A 20,324-nucleotide genomic window follows, 5' to 3' on the forward strand; every position below is an offset into this window, starting at 1 on the left:
GTTCCCTCTCCCGAAAGGGGAGAGGGAAAAAAGAGCTACGCCGGGCATGACGGTTAACGACGGTTGCCGAAGATACGCAGCAGCATCAGGAACAGGTTGATAAAGTCCAGATAGAGCGTCAGCGCCCCAAGGATGGAGTACTTGCGCAGGTTGGAACTGTCGCGCACGTCAATCTGCTCACCGATGTTTTTCAGTTTCTGCGTGTCATAGGCCGTCAGCCCCACAAACACAATCACCCCGATATAGGTCACCGCCCACATCAGCGCTTCGCTTTTCAGCCAGAAGTTCACCAGCGACGCCAGCACGATGCCGATCAGTGCCATAAACAGCATATTGCCAAAGCCGCTCAGGTCGCGTTTGGTGGTATAGCCGTAGAGACTCATCGCGCCAAACATCCCGCCGGCCACCACAAAGGTGCTGGCGATGGAGGAGTAGGTGTAGACGATGAAGATACTGGAGAGCGTCAGGCCGGTCAGCGCCGAATAGAGCATAAACAGCGTAGTGGCCATTCCGGCACTGAGCTTATGCACCAGCCCGGAGAGGACAAACACCAGCGCCAGTTGGGCGATGATCAGGCCAAAGAAGGTGATTTTGCTGGAGAAGACAAACATCATTACGGCAGGCGTGTTTGCTGAGAACCAGGCGACAAAGGCGGTAAGCAGCAAGCCGCAGGTCATCCAGCCGTAGACCTGCGCCATATAGGTTTGCAGCCCGGTACGGCTCTGCTGAACGATAGAATCGGAACGGGGAAATCTGTCCATAACGCACTCCTTTTTAAGTGGACACACTGTTAAAGCCTAACACATCCCGGCAATCCGGCTACCAGCGGCTGGCGGCTTCCTTGTCGCTGTCGCGGGACTCGACCCAGCGGTCGCCCTCCGGGGTGGCTTCGCGCTTCCAGAACGGGGCGCGGGTTTTGAGATAATCCATAATAAACTCGCCCGCGGCAAAGGCGCTGCCGCGATGGGCGCTGGTGACGCCGACAAAGACGATCTCCTCCCCCGGCCACATTTCGCCGATGCGGTGGATCACGGTGACGCGACCGAGCGGCCAGCGTTCGCGGGCCTGGTCGACGATCTCCGCCAGCGCCTTTTCGGTCATGCCGGGATAGTGTTCAAGGGTCAGCGCCTTCACGCTGTCGCCCAGATTGTGGTTACGCACTTTGCCGGTGAAGGTGACCACCGCGCCATCTTCGTCACGCGCAGCAAGCCAGCTGTATTCGCTGCCAACGTTGAAACGCGCCTGCTCAACAACAATTTTGGTCTCAGCCATCTCAGCCCCCGGTAACCGGCGGGAAGAAGGCGACCTCATCGCCCGGCTTAACCGGATGGGTAAACTCCACCAGCGTCTGGTTTACCGCCGCCAGCAGTTTTTCTGCATCCAGCGCCAGCGCCCAGCGGTCGCTTTGCGCCGCCAGGTGCGCCCGCAGCGCTTCCACGGTATCGACCTGAATATCCAGCGTCAGGCTATCGGTATTCACCAGCTCACGAACCTGTGCGAAAAACAGTACCTTAATCATTCTCTTGTGCCCTGAAATCGCCCGATTTTCCCCCGCTTTTCGCCAGCAGGCGAACCGGGCCGATGACCATATCTTTTTGCACCGCTTTGCACATGTCATAGATGGTTAACGCCGCCACAGAGGCCGCGGTTAAGGCTTCCATCTCGACGCCGGTTTTCCCGGTCAGGCGGCACAGCGACTCAATGCGCACGCGGTTGTGCTCCGGCTCGGCACGCAGGTTGACCTCCACTTTGCTGAGCATCAGCGGATGGCACAGCGGGATAAGATCCCAGGTGCGTTTGGCGGCCTGGATCCCGGCGATGCGCGCGGTGGCGAAAACGTCCCCTTTGTGGTGGCTGCCGTCGATAATCATCGCCAGCGTTTCCGGAAGCATGGTGACGAACGCTTCCGCGCGGGCTTCACGCACGGTCTCGGCCTTGGCGGAGACGTCCACCATATGGGCTTCGCCTGCGGCGTTAATGTGGGTCAGTTGCGACATAGCTTATTTCTTCAGGTGAGGATGGAAATTACACGGACGCGTGCGGGCATCCAGCTGCGGGGCAATAATGTTTTCCCACGCGGTGCGGCACGCTTTGGTCGAACCCGGCATGGCAAAGATCACCGTGTTGTTGGCGATCCCCGCAACGGCGCGCGACTGCAAAGTGGAGGTGCCGATCTCTTCAAACGAGAGCATGCGGAACACCTCGCCGAAGCCTTCGATCTCGCGATCGAACAGCGGCAGCAGCGCCTCAGGGGCCTGGTCGCCCGGGGTAAACCCGGTGCCGCCGGTGATCAGCACTACCTGGACGTTATCACTGGCAACCCAGCGCGATACTTCCGCGCGAATGGCGTAGCGATTCTCTTTTACGATGGCCTTGTCGACGATCTGATGCCCCGCCTCGTGGGCCGCATCGCGCAGCCAGTGACCAGAGGTGTCATCCTCTTCGCCACGGCGTTCGGAAACGGTAAGAATAGCAATACGCGTCGGGATAAATTCTGCGCTTACCTGACTCATCTTCTGGTTCCTTGTAGCGATTACCCGCCAATGTATGACAGGTTCTGGGTGATCCCGGTGTTGCCCTGATGCAGGAAGTGGGTCTGTTTTTTGTGCATCAGCGCGTCAGAAATGCGCGCTTCCAGCGCCGCCTGCTGCGCATCATCGGCAAGCAGATCGCGCAGCTCAACGCCACCGTCGCCAAACAGGCACAGGTGCAGCTTGCCCACCGACGAGACGCGCAGGCGGTTACAGCTGGCACAGAAGTCTTTTTCATACGGCATGATAAGCCCGATCTCCCCTTCGTAGTCGGGGTGACAAAAGACCTGCGCCGGGCCGTCGCTGCGCTGGCGAAGCTGATGGATCCAGCCGCGTTTGAGCAGCTCATCGCGCAGTACCATGCCGGAGATGTGATGGAGGGAGAAGAGATCGCTGCCCTCGCCGGTCTCCATCAGTTCGATAAAGCGCAGCTGAATGCGGCGGGGTTTGATCCATGCCAGGAAGGTATCCAGCTGGTGGTGATTCACATCGCGCATCAGCACGGTGTTGACCTTCACCTTGTCGAAGCCAGCCGCAAAGGCCGCATCGATGCCGTCCATCACCTGGTGAAATTTATCCTGCCCGGTGATGGCGTGAAACTGGCGGGCGTCAAGGCTGTCCACGCTGACGTTAATGGCCGTCAGCCCCGCCTCGCGCCAGCCGGCGACATCGCGCGCCAGACGATAACCATTAGTGGTGACCGCAATCTGGCGGATGGCGTCGTTTTCACGCACCGCGGCGATGATGTCGGTGAAGTCCCGGCGCAGCGAGGGTTCGCCGCCGGTGAGCCGGACTTTTTCTGTTCCCATGGCGGCAAACGCACGCGTGACGCGGCGCACTTCATCCACAGAGAGAAAGCCGTTATTGGTAACGCCACCGGGTTTGTAGCCATCCGGCAGGCAGTAGGTGCAACGGAAGTTGCACACATCGGTAATCGACAAACGCAGGTAAAAAAACTTACGCGCGAATGCATCGGTAAGTTGTGAAGCCATGTACACCTTTCCTGATACGGGAGGCACAGTCATTTCTTTCTGTACCCTGGTGGCGAAAGCGCCACGGCCAGAGCGCCATATCTGTCGACACAGGCGCAAAGGCTAGAGTGTATGTTTTCAGTCATGAAAACGTGGTTATGTCGATAGTAGCGTGTTAAACCGAGTTTCGCTATCTTCGACTTTCGTTATATAAACATGTACATAACGAGCTAATCGTGCAATTTCGATTCAGAATACGTAAATATTAAAATTTTGCATTGATATACGTCATTTTGCGCGGGTCGCAGCATCGTCATTTAGGGGTAGTTGAGTTACTGTTTATCTGTTGGTCTTAATAAGGAATTTCTATGCGCAATCGCACTTTTGCGGATCTTGACCGGGTGGTCGCTCTCGGCGGAGGCCACGGGCTGGGCCGGGTCATGTCCTCCCTGTCATCCCTCGGCTCCCGCCTGACCGGGATTGTCACCACCACCGATAACGGCGGGTCAACCGGGCGTATCCGCCGCTCCGAAGGGGGGATAGCCTGGGGAGATATGCGCAACTGTTTAAATCAGCTTATCGCTGAACCGAGCGTGGCGTCGGCCATGTTTGAGTACCGTTTTGCCGGTAATGGCGAACTTTCGGGGCATAACCTTGGAAACCTGATGTTAAAAGCGCTGGATCACCTCAGCGTGCGGCCTCTGGAGGCAATCAATTTAATTCGTAACTTGCTTAAAGTGGACGCCTTTCTCATTCCGATGTCCGAACAGCCGGTCGATTTGATGGCAATCGACTGCAACGACCATGAAGTGTATGGCGAAGTAAATATCGATCAGCTTATCCTGCCGCCAAAAGAGCTGATGCTTTACCCCACCGTTCCGGCGACCCGCGAGGCGGTAGAGGCAATCGGAGAAGCGGATTTGATCCTGATTGGCCCCGGCAGTTTTTACACCAGCCTGATGCCGCTGCTGCTCATCAAAGAGCTGGCCCAGGCGCTGCGTCGTACTCCCGCCCCGGTGGTCTATATCGGCAATCTGGGTCGCGAGCTCAGCCCGGCCGCGGCGGATCTTTCACTTGCCGATAAGCTGGCGCTGATGGAGCAGTATGTCGGGAAAAAGATCGTCGATGCGGTGGTGGTCGGGCCGAAGGAGGATGTGTCAGGTATGGAAGGCCGGGTGGTGGTACAGGAGCCGCTTGAGGCGAGCGATATCGGATATCGCCACGACCGGCATTTACTGCGTGTAGCGCTGGAGAATGCGGTACAGGCGTTGGGTTAGTTTTGTGCGGTCTGATGCCCTCATCCCGGCCTTCTCCCACAGGGAGAAGGTGCAAACCCTAAAAATGGCAGCCGAAGGCTGCCATTTTGCTTTTACCTAGGACGCGGCAATAAACAGATCCCGCAGCTGATGCAGCTGGTCGCGGATCTGCGCGGCCTCTTCAAACTCCAGATTTTGCGCATGCTGCATCATCTGCCCTTCCAGCTCGTGAATTTTCTGCTGCAGCGCTTTCGGCGTCAGTGCCACGGTATCGGCCTCAACCGGTGAGCGCGACTTGCCGCGACCCTTGGATTTGGTTTTGGCGATGTTCTGGCCAAGCTGCAGGATATCCACCACTTTCTTGTTCAGCCCCTGCGGGACGATCCCGTGCTCTTCGTTATAGCGCTGCTGCTTCTCGCGGCGGCGTTCGGTCTCCCCGATCGCTTTCGCCATCGACGGGGTAATCTTATCCCCGTAGAGAATCGCTTTGCCGTTCACGTTACGCGCTGCACGGCCGATGGTCTGGATCAGCGATCGTTCGGAGCGCAGGAAGCCCTCTTTGTCGGCGTCCAGAATCGCCACCAGCGACACCTCCGGCATATCCAGGCCCTCACGCAGCAGGTTGATCCCCACCAGCACGTCGAACTCGCCAAGACGCAGATCGCGGATGATCTCCATACGCTCCACGGTGTCGATATCCGAGTGCAGATAGCGCACCTTCTCGCCGTGCTCCTCAAGGTATTCGGTCAGGTCTTCCGCCATCCTCTTGGTCAGGGTAGTGACCAGCACGCGCTCGTTAATGGCCGACCGGGCACGGATCTCGGAGAGCAGGTCATCCACCTGGGTGGCAACCGGACGCACTTCGATAATCGGATCCAGCAGACCGGTCGGACGCACCACCTGATCCACCACTTCATCGCCCGATTTCTCCAGCTCGTAGTTGCCCGGGGTTGCCGAAACGTAGATGGTTTGCGGTGCCAGCGCCTCAAACTCTTCAAACTTCATTGGACGGTTATCGAGTGCCGACGGCAGGCGGAAACCATACTCCACCAGCGTCTCTTTACGCGCCCGGTCGCCGCGATACATGCCGCCAATCTGCGGAATGGTCACGTGGGACTCATCCACCACCAGCAGGCCATCCGCCGGCAGGTAGTCAAACAGGGTTGGCGGCGCTTCGCCCGGCCCGCGGCCAGAGAGGTAGCGCGAGTAGTTTTCGATACCGGAGCAATAGCCCAGCTCGTTCATCATCTCGAGATCGAACTGGGTACGCTGGCTGATACGCTGCTCTTCCAGCAGCTTGTTATTTTCCAGCAGGGTTTTACGGCGATCCGCCAGTTCAACCTTGATGTCTTCCATCGCCTGCACGATGCGTTCGCGCGGGGTGACGTAGTGGGTTTTGGGGTAGACAGTAAAGCGCTGAATGGTGGACTCAACATGACCGGTCAGTGGGTCAAACAGCGACAGCCGCTCCACCTCTTCATCAAAAAGCTCGACGCGCAGCGCGAAGTCGTCCGATTCCGCCGGGAAGATGTCGATCACTTCGCCGCGCACGCGGAAGGTACCGCGCTGGAACGCCTGATCGTTACGGGTGTACTGCAGCTCGGCCAGGCGACGCAAAATGGCGCGCTGATCGATAATCATCCCCTGCGTCAGGTGCAGCATCATCTTCAGGTAGAGATCCGGGTCGCCGAGGCCGTAGATAGCCGACACCGAAGCCACCACCACCACGTCACGGCGCTCAAGCAGCGCTTTCGTGGCGGACAGACGCATCTGCTCAATATGCTCGTTCACCGAGGCGTCTTTTTCGATAAAGGTATCGGAGCTCGGGACGTAGGCTTCCGGCTGGTAGTAGTCGTAGTAGGAGACGAAGTACTCCACCGCATTCTCGGGAAAGAACTCTTTCATCTCGCCGTAGAGCTGGGCCGCCAGGGTTTTGTTTGGGGCCAGCACCATTGTGGGGCGCTGCAGATCGGCGATCACGTTGGCGACGGTAAAGGTTTTACCCGATCCGGTTACGCCCAACAGCGTCTGGTGCGCAAGCCCATCCTCCAGCCCCTCTTTCAGACGGCGAATCGCTTCAGGCTGATCGCCGGAAGGACGGAAAGCGGAATTCAGTTTGAACGGTTTACTCATGAACGGCGACCTGATGATGGTTGATACGGCAGGTGAGTAATTTTACTCCGGATGGCTATTTTTGCCAGTAAATTATACTGGATAGAAATCCAGTGGCAACCGCGACGTTTTGTGCCACTCAGGTCAGGAATCAAACGAAGGTGAACAAAATTTCACCTGCGACGGGATAAAATTCCATCAAGAAGGGGTTATCCCCAGAACTTTTCATTTTTTAACATTTGTCAAGGCGAGGCGCCGGACTTTAGCGCATTACCGTGACCGTTTAATGACAGAGATTGATTTTATTTAACACATTGATTTTAAATATTTTTTCCAAAAAGACGCGTTTCGCAGCAATTCAGGCGCAGGCCGCGTATTCTCTCGCTTACGTTGTGTTTTCTAACTCTAATGCACATGGTTATCCACAGGAATAGTGGATAACTGCCTCCAGCCCATACGGAGCGTGACTCGGCTAATTCCCGGTTTTGGCCCACAGCGCGACGGTAAAAAATTTTTATCGCCCAATTTTGGCGATCTGATGCCGAAAATCAGCGTACGAATTGATGAGATACTGCTCACATTTTGTTCAAATGTTTACTGCACCACCGCACGCTTCGGGGCACCGACGCAGTGCAATCTTCTTTCCGGCGAAGGTGGATTTCTGAGTGCATTCCGAAAAAAGAGCCTTTAATCGTCCTTTTAAGGGCAGTGGCAAGAGTCTTGCAGCGTATCAGAGGTCATCGACGATTGTTAAGGAGAAACACCATGTTGAGCCTGCGTGCGGTCAATCAGTATTACGGGGATCGCCACACCCTGTGGAACGTTGACCTCGATCTGCCGCCTGGCGTGTGTACCGGAGTGGTCGGGCTACCCGGAATGGGGAAAACCACCCTCGTAAGCTGTATTGCCGGCCTGCTGCCTATCGCCAGCGGCACGATGGTCTGGCATGACGCCGGCGCGTCTCCCGGGGAATGGCTCCCGGGCACGGGAATTGGCTTTGTACCGCAGGAGAGGCGGATCTTTTCACAGCTGACGATAGAGGAAAACCTGCATATAGCGCGGATGGCAAAAGGGATTGCGGGTGGGCCGGTGAGCAGCGATATCTTCGATTTTTTTCCGGAGCTTTACCCCCTGCGCCAGCAGCGGGCATCGGGACTGAACGATGATCAGCAGTACCAGCTGGCGCTGGCAAACGCGCTGGTAACCCGCCCTCGCCTGCTGATCCTCGACGAGCCCAGCCGTGGTGCCAGCCAGCAGTTTAGCGCCAGGCTGGCGCAGTTGCTGCTCAGGCTCAACCTGGAGCTGGGGTTATCAGTGCTGCTGGCCGAGCAGCACCTGTCGCTGATCCGGCGGGTGGCGGAGCGCTTCTGCCTGCTATACCGGGGGCGAAACGTGGCCCAGGGGCGCGTCAGCGAGCTGGATGACCCGCTTATTGCCCACTGGATGCGGCCGACGGCGTCAGTGCGCTAAGGGAGAGATAATCCCCGATGGCCGCCGTGTCGGCCTGTTCGCCAAGCCACGGTATTTCCCCCAGCAGCGGTGCGGGCAGCATCCGCATGAGGGTCGCCATGTATTCGGCATGGCGTTTGCCGGGGGCCACCACCCCATTGGCTATCCAGCCCGCAAAATGCAGACCCGCCTGGCGGATCGCCTGGGCGGTGAGCATCGCATGGTTGATGCAGCCCAGCTTTACCCCCACCACCAGGATCACCGGCAGACGCTCGGCTACCGCCCAGTCGGCGAAGGTCTGCTCCTCTGAGAGTGGCGTAAACCAGCCGCCTGCCCCCTCCACCAGCACCCAGTCAGCCTGCTTTTCCAGGGCACGTAACCCGGCGGAAAGCGTGCTGAACAGGATCGGGCGCTGCTCGTCCGCGCTGATAATATGCGGCGAGGTGGGTTCGGCGAAAGTGTACGGGTTGACCGCCTGATAGCTGAGCGTCACGCTGCTGTTGCGCTGTAGCGCCAGGGCATCGCTGTTACGCAGCCCCCCGGCAGTCATCTCGCTGCCCGAGGCCACGGGCTTAAAGCCTGCGGTGTTGCGGCCCAGCGCCCGCGCCGCCTGTAGCAGTGCGGTGCTGGCCACGGTTTTACCGACCTCGGTATCGGTGCCGGTAACGAAATAGCGTTCAGTCACGTTCGATAATCCCATGAAAAAGTTGATAAGAGAGAGGGAACTGCCCTTCCTGTTGCGGCCACGCCTGCGCCAGGGTTTGCAACTGCCCGCGCGTTAAGGGCTTGTCGGCGCGCCCGGCATGCAGATGGGTAGCGCCGATCCCCTTCAGAGATTGCATGGCGCTGAGCGCATCATCAAACTGCAGGGTAATGGTCTGAATGGCGCTGCGGTACTGCCAGCCGGAGAGCGTGTCGGTCACCTGCTGCCCGGTCAGAAACCGGTTGGCGTGGGGCTGCGTGTCTACCGCCCGCCAGGCCTGCTTCAGTTCCGGCAGCGAGCCGTTCAGCAGGGTGGTAAAGGCTACCCTGCCTCCGGGCTTCGCCACGCGATACAGCTCGGCCAGCGCCCGGGGCAGGCTGGCGCACCACTGCACCGCCAGATGGCTCCAGACCAGGCTGAACTGCGCGTCCGCCAGCGGAATGGCCTCGATATCGGCCTGCAGATAGCGATCGGCCGCCTGATTGCGTCGCGCTTCGTCCAGCATCAGGGCGCTGAGATCCATCGCCGTCACCACGCTTCCGCCACGGCGCCAGAAAAGACTGTTGCTGCCCGGGCCGCAGCCGGCATCCAGCACGCTGGTAAACGCCGTCTCTGCCACCAGCGCCCGCAGCCCGTCGGCGCTTTGCCGCTGGAGCACATCGTGACGGGAATAGCTCTGCGCCGCCCGGCCAAAGGCGGCGGCAATCGCCTGTTTATTCACCTGCGGCATGCAGCGCCTCCAGTAACGCGTTGAGATCGCCCGGTTCATGCGCAGCAGTCAGGGTCAGGCGCAGGCGCGCCGTGCCCGCCGGGACGGTGGGCGGGCGGATGGCCGTCACCCAGATCCCCTGCTCCCTCAGGGTATGCGCCAGCTGCAGGGCGCGGTCATTTTCACCGACAATCAGCGGCTGAATGGCGCTCTGCGAGGCAGTGATCTCAAGCGGAAGGTCGCTTACGCCCGCGCGAAACTGCCGGATATGCGCCGCCAGCCGCTGCCGTCGCGCTTCCCCTTCGTCGCTGCGAATCAGGTTAAACGCCGCCAGCAGCGCCACCGCCTGGGCAGGCGGCATGCTGGTGCTGTAGATGAGATGCCGGGCGAACTGCAGCAGGTAGTCGGCTACCGGGTCGCTGCACAGCACCGCCGCCCCGCTCACCCCGACACCTTTGCCAAAGGTCACCACCAGCAGCTCGGGTTTAACGCCCAGGCCTGCCGCACTGCCGCGACCCTCTGGCCCGGTGACGCCAATCCCATGAGCATCGTCCACCAGCAGCCAGCTGCCCTGGCGCTGCGCCGCCGCATGGATATCGGCCAGCGGGGCGCTGTCACCGTCCATGCTGAAAATCCCTTCGGTCACCACCAGCTGTTGCCCTTCGCAGGGGTTATCCAGCAGCGAGGCGAGCTGGACGACATTGTTATGGGCAAAGCGGCGAAGCTGTGCCGGGCTGAGGCTGGCCGCTTCCAGCAGCGAGGCATGGCTTAAGCGGTCGGCGATAATGCGATCGCCTTTGCCGGTAAGCGCAGCAATCAGCGCCTGGTTGGCGGCAAAGCCGGAGATAAACAGCAGCGCGCGGGGATAGCCGAGCCAGTCGGCAAGATGCGCCTCCAGTGCCTGGTGGGCGGTGGTGTAGCCGCTGACATGGCCGGAGCCGCCGCTGCCCACGCCATACTGCTCAGCCCCCTGCTGCCAGGCGCGGATAACCGTGGGGTGCTGGCTCAGGCCCAGATAGTCGTTGCTGGAGAAGTTGCAGAAGCGCCGCCGGTCGCGGATGAGAAAACGGCCTGCGCCGTTCTCCACCGTGCTGCGCGTGCGCAGCGCGTCTGCCGCCCGACGGACGTCGAGGGCGGCATCAATACGTTGTTGCCAGGTCATAGCGTCGCCGCATTGTAGAACTGGTCGGTATCGGCGTTGAAAAGCTGCTGTTCCAGCTGGTGCTGCTGTTCGTTATCGCCGGTGAGCACCGCGGTCTGCTGCGGGTTAAGCCCCAGCTTGCGGAACAGCTGGACATCTTTATCCTCTTCCGGGTTCGGCGTGGTGAGCAGTTTGCAGCCATAAAAAATGGAGTTGGCCCCGGCCATAAAGCACATCGCCTGGGTCTGCTCGTTCATCTGCTCGCGGCCTGCCGAGAGGCGCACGTAAGAAGTCGGCATCATCACCCGCGCCACCGCAATAGTGCGGATAAAGTCAAAGGCATCGACGTCGTCGTTGTCAGCCAGGGGCGTACCTTTCACCTTCACCAGCATGTTGATCGGCACGCTCTCCGGCGGGGTGGGCAGGTTGGCGAGCTGCAGCAGCAGGCCGGCGCGATCGGTCACCGTTTCGCCTAAGCCCACGATGCCGCCTGAACACACTTTAATGCCCGCATCGCGCACTTTATCCAGGGTGTCCAGACGCTCCTGGTAGGTGCGGGTGGTGATGATATTGCCGTAGAACTCCGGGGAGGTGTCGAGGTTGTGGTTGTAGTAATCCAGCCCCGCCGAGGCCAGGCGCTGCGCCTGGTTGTCGTCAAGCGTGCCGAGGGTCATACAGGCTTCCAGCCCCATCGCCTTCACGCCCTGCACCATCTGCTCGAGGTAGGGCATGTCGCGCTCGTGCGGATTTTTCCAGGCCGCGCCCATGCAGAAGCGGGTCGAACCGGCATTTTTCGCCTGACGCGCCGACTCCAGCACCTGCTCCACCTCCATCAGCCGCTCGGATTCGAGCCCGGTTTTGTAGCGCGCGCTTTGCGGGCAGTATTTGCAGTCTTCCGGGCAGGCACCGGTCTTGATCGACAGCAGCGTACTGACCTGCACCTGCTGCGGATCGAAGTGCTGACGGTGGATCTGCTGGGCTTCAAACAGCAGTTCAAGAAGTGGTTTTTCAAATAAAGCAGTAACTTGCGACAGTGTCCAGCGAGACTGGTGAGCCATGGGGCATCTCCAAAGGGGTTTAGTTCATCATGGTTTCGGTTTATGATTGTAAACCTAAATGTTTTCAAAATGGTTTACAAGTCGATTATGACAACGGACGATCTCGCTTTCGATCAGCGCCATATCTGGCATCCCTACACCTCTATGACTCAGCCCCTGCCGGTGTATCCGGTAACGGAAGCTCACGGCTGCGAGCTGACGCTGGCCAGCGGCGAGCAGCTGGTGGACGGCATGTCCTCCTGGTGGGCGGCCATTCACGGTTACAACCACCCGCGGCTGAATGCGGCGATGAAAGCGCAGATTGATCGCATGTCGCACGTGATGTTTGGCGGCATAACCCATCCTCCGGCGGTAGATCTCTGCCGGCGGCTGGTGGCGATGACACCCGCGGCGCTGGAGTGCGTGTTCCTTGCCGATTCAGGCTCGGTGGCGGTGGAAGTGGCGATGAAGATGGCGTTGCAGTACTGGCATGCCAGAGGCGAAACCCGCCAGCGTTTTCTTACCTTCCGCAACGGCTATCATGGCGACACCTTCGGGGCAATGTCGGCCTGCGATCCGGACAACTCCATGCACAGTCTCTGGAAGGGCTACCTGCCGGAAAACCTGTTTGCCCCCGCGCCTCAGAGCCGCTTCGATGGTGAGTGGGATGAGACTGACATGGTCAGCTTCGCCCGCCTGATGGCCGCCCATCGCCATGAGATTGCCGCGGTGATCCTCGAGCCCATCGTGCAGGGTGCAGGCGGCATGCGGATGTACCATCCCGAGTGGCTGAAGCGCATTCGCAGGATGTGCGACCGCGAAGGTATCCTGCTGATTGCCGACGAGATTGCCACCGGCTTCGGACGCACCGGTAAGCTGTTTGCCTGCGAACACGCGGAGATTACGCCGGACATTCTGTGCCTCGGCAAAGCGTTGACCGGCGGCACCATGACGCTCTCCGCCACACTCACCACCCGCCAGGTGGCCGAGACCATCAGCAACGGCGAAGCGGGCTGCTTTATGCACGGCCCGACCTTTATGGGTAACCCGCTGGCCTGCGCCGTCGCCAGCGAAAGCCTGGCGTTGCTGGAGAGCGGCGAGTGGCAGTCGCAGGTGGCGGCCATCGAAACCCAGTTACAAGCGGAACTGGCGGCAGCGCTGGCTTCTGAGCATGTCGCCGACGTGCGGGTGCTAGGCGCCATTGGGGTGGTGGAAACCCGTCATCCGGTGAACATGGCGGCGCTGCAACGCTTCTTTGTGGCGCGCGGCGTCTGGGTGCGGCCGTTCGGCAAACTGATCTATCTGATGCCGCCCTATCTGATAAGCCGTGACCAGCTTAGCAAACTGACCGACGCCGTCGTGGACGCCGTCAACGATCCTGCCCACTTTGCGATTTAAGCCCGCAGGATTACACTTTTTGCAGGGCTTATGATGGAGAAAGAATATGAAACTTATCAGCCAGGATCTGCGTGACGGTGAAAAACTCCCGCTGCGCCACGTGTTTAACGGTATGGGATATGAAGGGGATAATATCTCTCCCCATCTGGCGTGGGACGAGGTGCCGTCGGGCACCAAAAGTTTTGTTGTGACCTGCTACGACCCGGACGCCCCCACCGGCTCCGGCTGGTGGCACTGGGTTGTCGCCAATCTTCCTGCAGATACCCGCGTGCTGCCGCAGGGCTCAGGCTCCTCGCTGGTGGCGCTGCCGGAAGGTGCGGTAGAAACCCGCACCGATTTTGGCAAAGCGGGCTACGGCGGCGCGGCGCCGCCAAAAGGTGAAACCCACCGCTATATCTTTACGGTGCATGCCCTGGACGTGGAAAAAATCGAGGTGGATGAAGAGGCGAGCGGCGCAATGGTGGGCTTTAACGTCCATTTCCACACCCTCGGCAGCGCGTCCATTACGGCGATGTACAGTTAAATAAAAAAACCGGCACATGGGCCGGTTTTTTGTAGGCCCGGTAAGCGAAGCGCCACCGGGCGTGTTTTACAGGAATGCCGGTAACATCCCCACCAGGCTTCCTTTCTTCAGCAACGCCATCGCCGCATCAATATCCGGGGCAAAGAAGCGGTCATCGTCATAGTGCGCCACCTGCTCCCGCAGGATGTGCCGCGCCTGCTCCAGCAGCGGGCTTGACGTCAGGCCGTCACGCAGATCGCAGCCCTGTGCCGCCGCCAGCCACTCTACCGCCAGTACCCCGCGGGTGTTGCCCGTCATCTCCCACAAACGGCGACCGGCCGCCGGTGCCATCGAGACATGATCCTCCTGGTTAGCCGAGGTCGGCAGGCTGTCCACGCTGTGCGGGTGCGACAGCGCTTTATTCTCGCTCGCCAGCGCGGCGGCGGTGACCTGGGCAATCATAAACCCGGAGTTAACCCCGCCGTTGCGCACCAGGAACGGCGGCAGCTGCGACATGTGTTTATCCATCATCAGCGCAATGCGACGTTCCGAGAGCGCGCCGATTTCGGCAATCGCCAGCGCCAGATTATCCGCCGCCATCGCCACCGGTTCAGCGTGGAAGTTACCCCCGGAGACCACCTCGTTTTCCGCCGCGAAGACCAGCGGGTTGTCGGAGACGGCGTTGGATTCCACCAGCAGCACCTCTGCCGCCTGGCGCAGCTGGGTCAGGCAGGCGCCCATCACCTGCGGCTGGCAGCGCAGGGAGTACGGGTCCTGCACTTTGTCGCAGTTGTGATGCGATTCGGCGATAGCGCTGGTATCGGTCAGAACGTGGCGGAACAGCGCGGCGGCGTCAATCTGCCCGCGCTGGCCGCGCACCTCATGGATACGAGCATCAAACGGACGACGGGAGCCGAGCACCGCTTCGGTGGTCAGCGCCCCGCAGACCACCGCCGAAGCAAAGAGATCTTCGGCTTCGAACAGGCCGCGCAGGGCAAAAGCGGTGGAGGCCTGAGTGCCGTTCAGCAAGGCCAGCCCCTCTTTCGCCGCCAGCGTCACCGGAGCCAGCCCCGCTTTTTGCAGAGCGGTAGCGGCCGGGAGCCATTCGCCACGGTAGCGGGCTTTACCTTCGCCAAGCAGGGTCAGGGACATGTGGGCCAGCGGCGCCAGATCGCCGGAGGCGCCCACCGAACCTTTGGCCGGGATCCAGGGATAGACCCCGGCATTGACCAGTGCAATCAGGGCCTGGATCACGCTCAGACGGATGCCGGAAAAACCGCGCGCCAGGCTGTTGATTTTTAGCACCATCATCAGGCGCACAATGTCGTCATCCAGCGGCTCGCCCACGCCCGCAGCATGGGACAGCACCAGCGAGCGTTGCAGGTTTTCCAGATCCTGCGTGGCAATGCGCGTCTGCGCCAGCAGGCCAAACCCGGTGTTGATACCGTAGGCGGTGCGCCCTTCGGCCACAATGGCTTCGACGCAGGCAACGCTGTCGGCGATCGCCTGATGGGCGGCCTCGTCCAGCGTCAGTTCCAGCGGCTGTCGCCAGACCTGACGCAGCTGCGACAGGGTAAGCGTGCCAGGCGTCAGTGTTAAAGCATTCATTAGCGTTTTCCTTCGTTGGTGGCGATCATCGGCAGGTTCAGCCCCTGCTCTTTCGCACAGGCGATGGCAATGTCATATCCGGCATCCGCATGGCGCATGACGCCGGTGGCCGGATCGTTGTGCAGGACGCGGGCAATACGGGCCGCGGCTTCGTCGGTGCCGTCGCAGACGATCACCATCCCGGCATGCTGGGAGAAGCCCATCCCGACCCCGCCGCCGTGGTGCAGCGAAACCCAGGTCGCGCCGCTGGCGGTATTGAGCAGGGCGTTCAGCAGCGGCCAGTCGGAGACCGCGTCGGAGCCGTCCTGCATCGCTTCGGTTTCGCGGTTCGGGCTGGCTACCGAGCCGGAGTCGAGATGGTCGCGCCCAATGACGATCGGCGCCGAGACTTCACCGTTACGGACCATTTCGTTAAAGGCCAGGCCCAGCTTCTGACGCCACTCCAGCCCCACCCAGCAGATACGCGCCGGCAGGCCCTGGAAGTTAATGCGCTCGCGCGCCATATCCAGCCAGTGATGCAGGTGTTCATCATCGGCGATAATCTCTTTCACTCTGGCGTCGGTTTTATAGATGTCCTCAGGGTCGCCGGAGAGCGCCACCCAGCGGAACGGGCCGATCCCGCGGCAGAACAGCGGACGGATATAGGCAGGGACAAAGCCCGGGAAATCGAAGGCGTTGGCCACTCCCATCTCTTTCGCCATCTGGCGGATGTTGTTGCCGTAGTCGAACGTCGGCACGCCCTGCTCGCTGAAGGCCAGCATCGCGTTAACGTGATCGGCCATGGAGCGCTTCGCTGCCAGCACGGTGCCTTCGGGATCCTGCTGCGCTTTCTGTTGATATTCGTCCCAGCTCCAGCCTTTTGGCAGATAACCGTGCAGCGGATCGTGGGCGCTGGTCTGGTCGGTGACCAGGTCCGGGCGCACGCCGCGTGCCACCAGCTCCGGCACGATGTCAGCCGCGTTACCGCACAGGGCGATGGAGACGGCCCGGCCTTCAGCGGTGTATTTTTTGATACGTGCCAGCGCGTCATCCAGCGATTCAGCCTGTTCGTCAACGTAACGGGTACGCAGACGGAAATCGATGCGGCTCTGCTGACACTCAATGTTCAGGGAGCAGGCGCCCGCAAGGGTGGCCGCCAGCGGCTGCGCGCCGCCCATGCCGCCTAAGCCTGCGGTGAGCACCCAGCGGCCTTTCAGGGAGCCGTTATAGTGCTGACGACCCGCTTCGACAAAGGTCTCATAGGTGCCCTGAACGATGCCCTGGCTGCCGATGTAGATCCAGCTGCCGGCGGTCATCTGGCCATACATCGCCAGCCCTTTGGCATCCAGCTCGTTAAAGTGTTCCCAGGTAGCCCAGTGCGGCACCAGGTTGGAGTTGGCGATCAGCACGCGGGGAGCATTTTCATGCGTTTTAAACACACCGACCGGTTTACCGGATTGCACCAGCAGGGTTTCGTCGTTTTCCAGCTGGGTAAGCGCGGCGACAATGGCGTCATAGCACGCCCAGTTGCGCGCGGCGCGGCCAATACCGCCATACACCACCAGCTCGTGGGGATTTTCCGCCACCTCGGGATCGAGGTTGTTCATCAACATGCGCAGCGGGGCTTCGGTGAGCCAGCTTTTAGCGTTAAGGCGGGTGCCACGTGGGGCGCGGATCTCTTGCTGGCGATACTTACCTGACGACATGGTGTGCTCCTCGTTGGGGACAGAATATACAGTAAGATATACTTGTATAGACAAGTGCACACAAGCCTGCTTTTAACAATTACGATACATTTTTGTTATATTGCGTCAGCAATCACGCTTTTGCCTTAAGACATGAAATGGCCCTGCAGCCGGTAGCGGTTACCGGGGAAGAGCAGTCGGGCGTGAGAGACGATATGCGATGCCGACCAGGTCCGACGGTGGATCAGCAGACAGGGGTCATGCTCCTTGATGCGCAGCAGCTCGCACTCCTTCGGCGTGGCGCGCACGGCTTCGACGATGTGTTCCCCTTCCGTCAGCGGCGCCACCCGCGACAGATAAGCATGGGGCGTGGTGCTGGTGTAATCCTGCTGGAGGTAGTCCGGCACCAGGGCGGCATTGACGCAGCGATCCTCTATCTGCACCGGAACATCGTTTTCATAGTGCAACATCAGGGAGTGAAAGATGCGCGATCCCTCTTTGACGTTCAACGCCACCGCCTGGGCGGCGCTGGCCTGCGTCTCTTCGAGGAACTGCACTTCACAACGGTGCTGATGGTTGCGGGAAGCGATTTCATCGGCAATGCTGCGAATTTCAAACAGCGCCGACTGCCCTTTCGGCTCGGCGACAAAGGTGCCGACTCCCTGCAGACGCACCAGCAGCCCCTCATCGGTCAGCTCCCGCAGCGCGCGGTTAATGGTCATCCGGCTGAAGCCGAACTGGGCCACCAGCTCGGCCTCGGACGGAATGCGATCGTGGGGACGCCATACGCCGGTGGCAATCTGGTGACTGATCGCCTGTTTTACCTTTTCGTAGAAAGGGGCTGGCGCACTGGCCTGCTGCGGGGCGCGAGAGAACATAGCAATTCCTTAAGCCGTAAAAAGTCGAGTATAGAGAGATCACACCCACCAGTGAACTATTTGCCACGCCAGCCGTGCGGCGAGCTTCGCTCCCTGTCCGTCGCGATCGAAGTCAGGGCTGAGCTCCACCAGGTCGGCCGCCTGCAGTTTGCCACTGCGACAGATCTTTTCAATGACCGGGAGTAGCTCCCGGGCCGGCACCCCCAGCGCGGCTGGCGCCGACACGGCGGGCATTTCCCCGGCTGGCATAACGTCGAGATCGATGGTCAGGTAAACACGGTCTGCCTGCTCAAGAAGCGCTGTGAGCGCGGTCAGGGCCTGCTGCTGAAAATCGAGATCTTCTACCAGCGTGACCTTAAGACGCGCAGCTTCGTCCCACAGCGCCTGGGTATTTGCCGCCCGGCTGACCCCGAGGCAGGCATAGTGAAACTCGCGCTGCTGCGTGGCGCAGTAGTGCGCCAGCTGACGGAACGGGGTGCCGGAGGTCGCCTGGCTGGCATGACGTAGATCGAGATGGGCATCGAGGTTGATAATTACCACCCGCTCGCCGGGAAAGGCATCCAGCACGCCGCGACCGTGCGCCCAGGCGGTTTCGTGTCCGCCGCCAAAGACCAGGGTGCGCATTCCCGCCTGCTGGCAGGCGGTGACCGTCTCGCTCAGCATCTGCTGGGCCGCCTCCAGCGCGTCCCCCTCCACGCCGATATTACCCATGTCCATCAGCCGCGCGTGCCCCTGATGGCTCGCCATGTTCGCCAGCGCACGGCGTAAGACATCCGGGGCCTGCGCGGCGCCAGGGCGGCCCTGATTGCGTCTGACCCCTTCGTCACAGGCGAAGCCCAGTAAGGCGATGCCGTTCCCGGAAGGGTGCGGCGTATCGCTGCGCTTTACGGTCTGAAACAGGCGCAGCGCGTTGCTGGCCTCGCCGCTGTCGTCGCGTCCTTGCCAGACGTCAGGTGAAACCGGCTGCCACGAACTCATGCTGTTTTTCCTCTGAATATGCGCTGATAAAGCGGGTTGCGTCCCGGCTCATAGACCATCTCCACCGGGCTTCTGGCATCCCAGATGGCGAGGTCGGCGACAAACCCGGCCTTAAGTTGCCCGTGCGTCTCGCCGCGACCCAGCGCCTTCGCGGCGTGCCGCGTTACCCCTGCCCATGCCTCTTCCGGCGTCAAACCAAACTGGACGCAGGCCATGTTCATCGCCAGATGCAGGCTGGCAAAGGGGCTGGTGCCCGGGTTGTAATCCGTGGCGACGGCCATGGGTACGCCCCGCTGGCGCAGCAGATCAACCGGCGGGCGCTGGCGCTCCTGTAGAAAGTAGAAGGCACCGGGGAGTAATACCGCCACGGTGCCGCTGCGGGTCATCGCATCTACTCCGGCCTCATCGAGATATTCAATATGATCCGCGGAGAGGCCGTGGTAACGGCTGACCAGCGCGGTGCCGCCAAGGTTAGAGAGTTGTTCAACGTGGCCTTTGATGGGGATCCCCAGCGTCCGGGCCGCCTGGAACACCCTTTCGCTCTGTTCCGGGGTGAACCCGACATTTTCGCAGAACACATCTACGGCTTCGAACAGCCCTTTTTCCCACAGCTGCGGCATCGTGTGCTGACAAACATGCGCGATGTAAGCATCCGGATCCTGGCGATATTCCTTCGGCACGGCGTGCGCCGCCAGTAGCGTCGGGCCGATCTCCACGGGGTTGGTCTGCGCCAGACGCCGGGCAACGCGCAGCATCTTCTCTTCCGCCTCGTCGTTGAGGCCATAACCCGATTTAATCTCAACGGTGGTGACGCCTTCGCGCATCAGTCGCTCCAGACGCTGCTGCGCCAGCTGTTCAAGCTGCTCAGCGGAACTCTCCCGGGTAGCGGTCACCGTGGCGTTAATCCCGCCACCCTGTGTGCTGATGGTCTGGTAGGAGACGCCATTTAACCGCTGCTCCCACTCGGCGGCGCGATCGCCGCCAAACACAAGGTGCGTATGGCAGTCGATAAGGCCCGGGGTTACCAATCGCCCCTGTAAATCGACGGTGTTGGGCAGATGCGCAGGCAGGTCAGATTCAGGGACAATCGCCAGGATGGTCTCTGCGCGCACAATTAACGCCCTGTTCTCCAGCAGGCCATAAGGCGTGCCGTGGTCGGGATCCATTGTCGCGAGGCGCAGGTTACGCCATATCAGGTCGTCAGGATGAAGTTGCAGCATCGGGCTTCCGCTTGTCATGGGTTGTATAGACATTTATTTTTATTCCCGCCGCCCTGTCAATCGCCTTTACCGAAATTGTTATTTATTTGTGATAACTTTCCCGCTAAGCGCGGGAATAAAAAGTAACTTTTTGCCTTTTAATCTTCCCGTTTCGCTCAACTTAGTAT

The 20,324-nt window shown here is 60.3% G+C and carries 20 protein-coding genes and 1 riboswitch; of the genes, 4 read left to right on the forward strand and 16 right to left on the reverse strand.

Translation table 11 applies throughout. The features are described 5' to 3' along the window. Positions 1-53 precede the first annotated feature (53 nt). The 6 genes from MXM41_RS09980 to moaA all read right to left on the reverse strand — a co-directional run bounded on the left by MXM41_RS09980 (position 54) and on the right by moaA (position 3,523). Positions 54-761 (reverse strand): Bax inhibitor-1 family protein, encoded by a 708-nt coding sequence (locus MXM41_RS09980; RefSeq protein WP_039029383.1) that lies wholly within the window; start codon positions 759-761, stop codon positions 54-56. A 58-nt stretch (positions 762-819) separates the two neighbouring features. After that, complete coding sequence (moaE, locus tag MXM41_RS09985) at positions 820-1,272, reverse strand: molybdopterin synthase catalytic subunit MoaE (RefSeq protein ID WP_325931653.1); 453 nt, start codon at positions 1,270-1,272, stop codon at positions 820-822. 1 nt (position 1,273) lies between these two features. Next, the gene (gene moaD, locus MXM41_RS09990; protein ID WP_039029381.1) at positions 1,274-1,519 is read right to left on the reverse strand and encodes a molybdopterin synthase sulfur carrier subunit; all 246 of its coding nucleotides are present in this window, start codon (positions 1,517-1,519) and stop codon (positions 1,274-1,276) included. Next, positions 1,512-1,997 carry a cyclic pyranopterin monophosphate synthase MoaC gene (gene moaC, locus MXM41_RS09995; protein WP_325931655.1) on the reverse strand — a complete coding sequence of 162 codons (486 nt, stop codon included), beginning with the start codon at positions 1,995-1,997 and terminating at the stop codon, positions 1,512-1,514. Before moaC ends, moaD begins: the two co-directional genes overlap by 8 nt. A gap of 3 nt (positions 1,998-2,000) precedes the next feature. Next, positions 2,001-2,513, reverse strand: a complete 513-nt coding sequence (gene moaB, locus MXM41_RS10000; protein WP_325931656.1) for a molybdenum cofactor biosynthesis protein B — start codon at positions 2,511-2,513, stop codon at positions 2,001-2,003. Positions 2,514-2,533: 20 nt separating this feature from the next. Beyond that, positions 2,534-3,523, reverse strand: coding sequence for a GTP 3',8-cyclase MoaA (moaA, locus tag MXM41_RS10005; protein ID WP_325931657.1), 990 nt, complete (start codon positions 3,521-3,523; stop codon positions 2,534-2,536). Next, a riboswitch (molybdenum cofactor riboswitch) is annotated at positions 3,511-3,645 on the reverse strand. (Overlaps the previous gene by 13 nt.) Positions 3,646-3,870: 225 nt before the next feature. Between moaA and yvcK the strand changes: the two genes are divergently transcribed. Further along, a complete protein-coding gene (gene yvcK / locus MXM41_RS10010) occupies positions 3,871-4,779 on the forward strand; it encodes a uridine diphosphate-N-acetylglucosamine-binding protein YvcK (RefSeq protein ID WP_325931659.1) in 909 nt (302 codons plus the stop codon). 96 nt (positions 4,780-4,875) lie between these two features. Here the strand turns inward: yvcK and uvrB are convergent, their stop codons facing one another. Beyond that, entirely contained in the window at positions 4,876-6,891 is a 2,016-nt protein-coding gene (gene uvrB, locus MXM41_RS10015; RefSeq protein WP_325931661.1) for an excinuclease ABC subunit UvrB, read from the reverse strand. Positions 6,892-7,635: 744 nt separating this feature from the next. Here uvrB and MXM41_RS10020 point away from each other — a divergent pair. After that, positions 7,636-8,340 carry an ABC transporter ATP-binding protein gene (locus tag MXM41_RS10020; RefSeq protein WP_325931663.1) on the forward strand — a complete coding sequence of 235 codons (705 nt, stop codon included), beginning with the start codon at positions 7,636-7,638 and terminating at the stop codon, positions 8,338-8,340. On the opposite strand, the gene bioD is transcribed toward MXM41_RS10020, so the two are convergent. Genes bioD through bioB form a run of 4 tightly spaced genes read right to left on the reverse strand, consistent with a single transcriptional unit; the run spans position 8,300 to position 11,930 of the window. Next, on the reverse strand, positions 8,300-9,004 hold the full coding sequence (gene bioD / locus MXM41_RS10025) for a dethiobiotin synthase (protein ID WP_325931664.1): 705 nt from the start codon (positions 9,002-9,004) through the stop codon (positions 8,300-8,302). The two genes, MXM41_RS10020 and bioD, sit on opposite strands and share 41 nt — an antisense overlap. Continuing rightward, entirely contained in the window at positions 8,997-9,752 is a 756-nt protein-coding gene (gene bioC / locus MXM41_RS10030; RefSeq protein WP_325931665.1) for a malonyl-ACP O-methyltransferase BioC, read from the reverse strand. The genes bioD and bioC overlap by 8 nt, the downstream gene beginning before the upstream one ends. Further along, the gene (gene bioF / locus MXM41_RS10035; protein ID WP_325931666.1) at positions 9,736-10,893 is read right to left on the reverse strand and encodes an 8-amino-7-oxononanoate synthase; all 1,158 of its coding nucleotides are present in this window, start codon (positions 10,891-10,893) and stop codon (positions 9,736-9,738) included. The genes bioC and bioF overlap by 17 nt, the downstream gene beginning before the upstream one ends. After that, a complete protein-coding gene (bioB, locus tag MXM41_RS10040) occupies positions 10,890-11,930 on the reverse strand; it encodes a biotin synthase BioB (RefSeq protein ID WP_325931667.1) in 1,041 nt (346 codons plus the stop codon). The genes bioF and bioB overlap by 4 nt, the downstream gene beginning before the upstream one ends. A 69-nt stretch (positions 11,931-11,999) precedes the next feature. Here bioB and bioA point away from each other — a divergent pair, with 69 nt between their 5' ends. Both bioA and MXM41_RS10050 read left to right on the forward strand, forming a co-directional pair. Then, the gene (gene bioA, locus MXM41_RS10045) at positions 12,000-13,307 is read left to right on the forward strand and encodes an adenosylmethionine--8-amino-7-oxononanoate transaminase (RefSeq protein WP_325931669.1); all 1,308 of its coding nucleotides are present in this window, start codon (positions 12,000-12,002) and stop codon (positions 13,305-13,307) included. A gap of 46 nt (positions 13,308-13,353) precedes the next feature. Further along, on the forward strand, positions 13,354-13,830 hold the full coding sequence (locus tag MXM41_RS10050; RefSeq protein ID WP_325931671.1) for a kinase inhibitor: 477 nt from the start codon (positions 13,354-13,356) through the stop codon (positions 13,828-13,830). Positions 13,831-13,896: 66 nt separating this feature from the next. Here MXM41_RS10050 and hutH read toward each other — a convergent pair whose 3' ends face one another. From hutH to hutI, 5 genes are all read right to left on the reverse strand, one after another. Beyond that, positions 13,897-15,417, reverse strand: coding sequence for a histidine ammonia-lyase (gene hutH, locus MXM41_RS10055; RefSeq protein WP_325931673.1), 1,521 nt, complete (start codon positions 15,415-15,417; stop codon positions 13,897-13,899). After that, positions 15,417-17,102, reverse strand: coding sequence for a urocanate hydratase (gene hutU, locus MXM41_RS10060; RefSeq protein ID WP_325931675.1), 1,686 nt, complete (start codon positions 17,100-17,102; stop codon positions 15,417-15,419). Before hutU ends, hutH begins: the two co-directional genes overlap by 1 nt. Before the next feature lie 125 nt (positions 17,103-17,227). After that, a complete protein-coding gene (locus tag MXM41_RS10065; protein ID WP_325931676.1) occupies positions 17,228-17,959 on the reverse strand; it encodes a histidine utilization repressor in 732 nt (243 codons plus the stop codon). Positions 17,960-17,998: 39 nt separating this feature from the next. Further along, positions 17,999-18,937, reverse strand: a complete 939-nt coding sequence (hutG, locus tag MXM41_RS10070; RefSeq protein ID WP_325931677.1) for a formimidoylglutamase — start codon at positions 18,935-18,937, stop codon at positions 17,999-18,001. Further along, positions 18,934-20,157 (reverse strand): imidazolonepropionase, encoded by a 1,224-nt coding sequence (hutI, locus tag MXM41_RS10075; protein ID WP_325931917.1) that lies wholly within the window; start codon positions 20,155-20,157, stop codon positions 18,934-18,936. The genes hutG and hutI overlap by 4 nt, the downstream gene beginning before the upstream one ends. Between the last annotated feature and the right edge of the window lie 167 nt (positions 20,158-20,324).

Source organism: Leclercia adecarboxylata, assembly GCF_035787115.1.
GTDB classification, from domain to species: domain Bacteria; phylum Pseudomonadota; class Gammaproteobacteria; order Enterobacterales; family Enterobacteriaceae; genus Enterobacter; species Enterobacter adecarboxylatus_E.

Bases quoted from the DNA above. Each gene is read 5' to 3' on its own strand.
- MXM41_RS09980 (WP_039029383.1), bottom strand. From the start codon at position 761: ATGGACAGATTTCCCCGTTCCGATTCTATCGTTCAGCAGAGCCGTACC.
- moaE (WP_325931653.1), bottom strand. From the start codon at position 1,272: ATGGCTGAGACCAAAATTGTTGTTGAGCAGGCGCGTTTCAACGTTGGC.
- moaD (WP_039029381.1), bottom strand. From the start codon at position 1,519: ATGATTAAGGTACTGTTTTTCGCACAGGTTCGTGAGCTGGTGAATACC.
- moaC (WP_325931655.1), bottom strand. From the start codon at position 1,997: ATGTCGCAACTGACCCACATTAACGCCGCAGGCGAAGCCCATATGGTG.
- moaB (WP_325931656.1), bottom strand. From the start codon at position 2,513: ATGAGTCAGGTAAGCGCAGAATTTATCCCGACGCGTATTGCTATTCTT.
- moaA (WP_325931657.1), bottom strand. From the start codon at position 3,523: ATGGCTTCACAACTTACCGATGCATTCGCGCGTAAGTTTTTTTACCTG.
- yvcK (WP_325931659.1), top strand. From the start codon at position 3,871: ATGCGCAATCGCACTTTTGCGGATCTTGACCGGGTGGTCGCTCTCGGC.
- uvrB (WP_325931661.1), bottom strand. From the start codon at position 6,891: ATGAGTAAACCGTTCAAACTGAATTCCGCTTTCCGTCCTTCCGGCGAT.
- MXM41_RS10020 (WP_325931663.1), top strand. From the start codon at position 7,636: ATGTTGAGCCTGCGTGCGGTCAATCAGTATTACGGGGATCGCCACACC.
- bioC (WP_325931665.1), bottom strand. From the start codon at position 9,752: ATGCCGCAGGTGAATAAACAGGCGATTGCCGCCGCCTTTGGCCGGGCG.
- bioF (WP_325931666.1), bottom strand. From the start codon at position 10,893: ATGACCTGGCAACAACGTATTGATGCCGCCCTCGACGTCCGTCGGGCG.
- bioB (WP_325931667.1), bottom strand. From the start codon at position 11,930: ATGGCTCACCAGTCTCGCTGGACACTGTCGCAAGTTACTGCTTTATTT.
- bioA (WP_325931669.1), top strand. From the start codon at position 12,000: ATGGTTTACAAGTCGATTATGACAACGGACGATCTCGCTTTCGATCAG.
- MXM41_RS10050 (WP_325931671.1), top strand. From the start codon at position 13,354: ATGAAACTTATCAGCCAGGATCTGCGTGACGGTGAAAAACTCCCGCTG.
- hutH (WP_325931673.1), bottom strand. From the start codon at position 15,417: ATGAATGCTTTAACACTGACGCCTGGCACGCTTACCCTGTCGCAGCTG.
- hutU (WP_325931675.1), bottom strand. From the start codon at position 17,102: ATGTCGTCAGGTAAGTATCGCCAGCAAGAGATCCGCGCCCCACGTGGC.
- MXM41_RS10065 (WP_325931676.1), bottom strand. From the start codon at position 17,959: ATGTTCTCTCGCGCCCCGCAGCAGGCCAGTGCGCCAGCCCCTTTCTAC.
- hutG (WP_325931677.1), bottom strand. From the start codon at position 18,937: ATGAGTTCGTGGCAGCCGGTTTCACCTGACGTCTGGCAAGGACGCGAC.
- hutI (WP_325931917.1), bottom strand. From the start codon at position 20,157: ATGCTGCAACTTCATCCTGACGACCTGATATGGCGTAACCTGCGCCTC.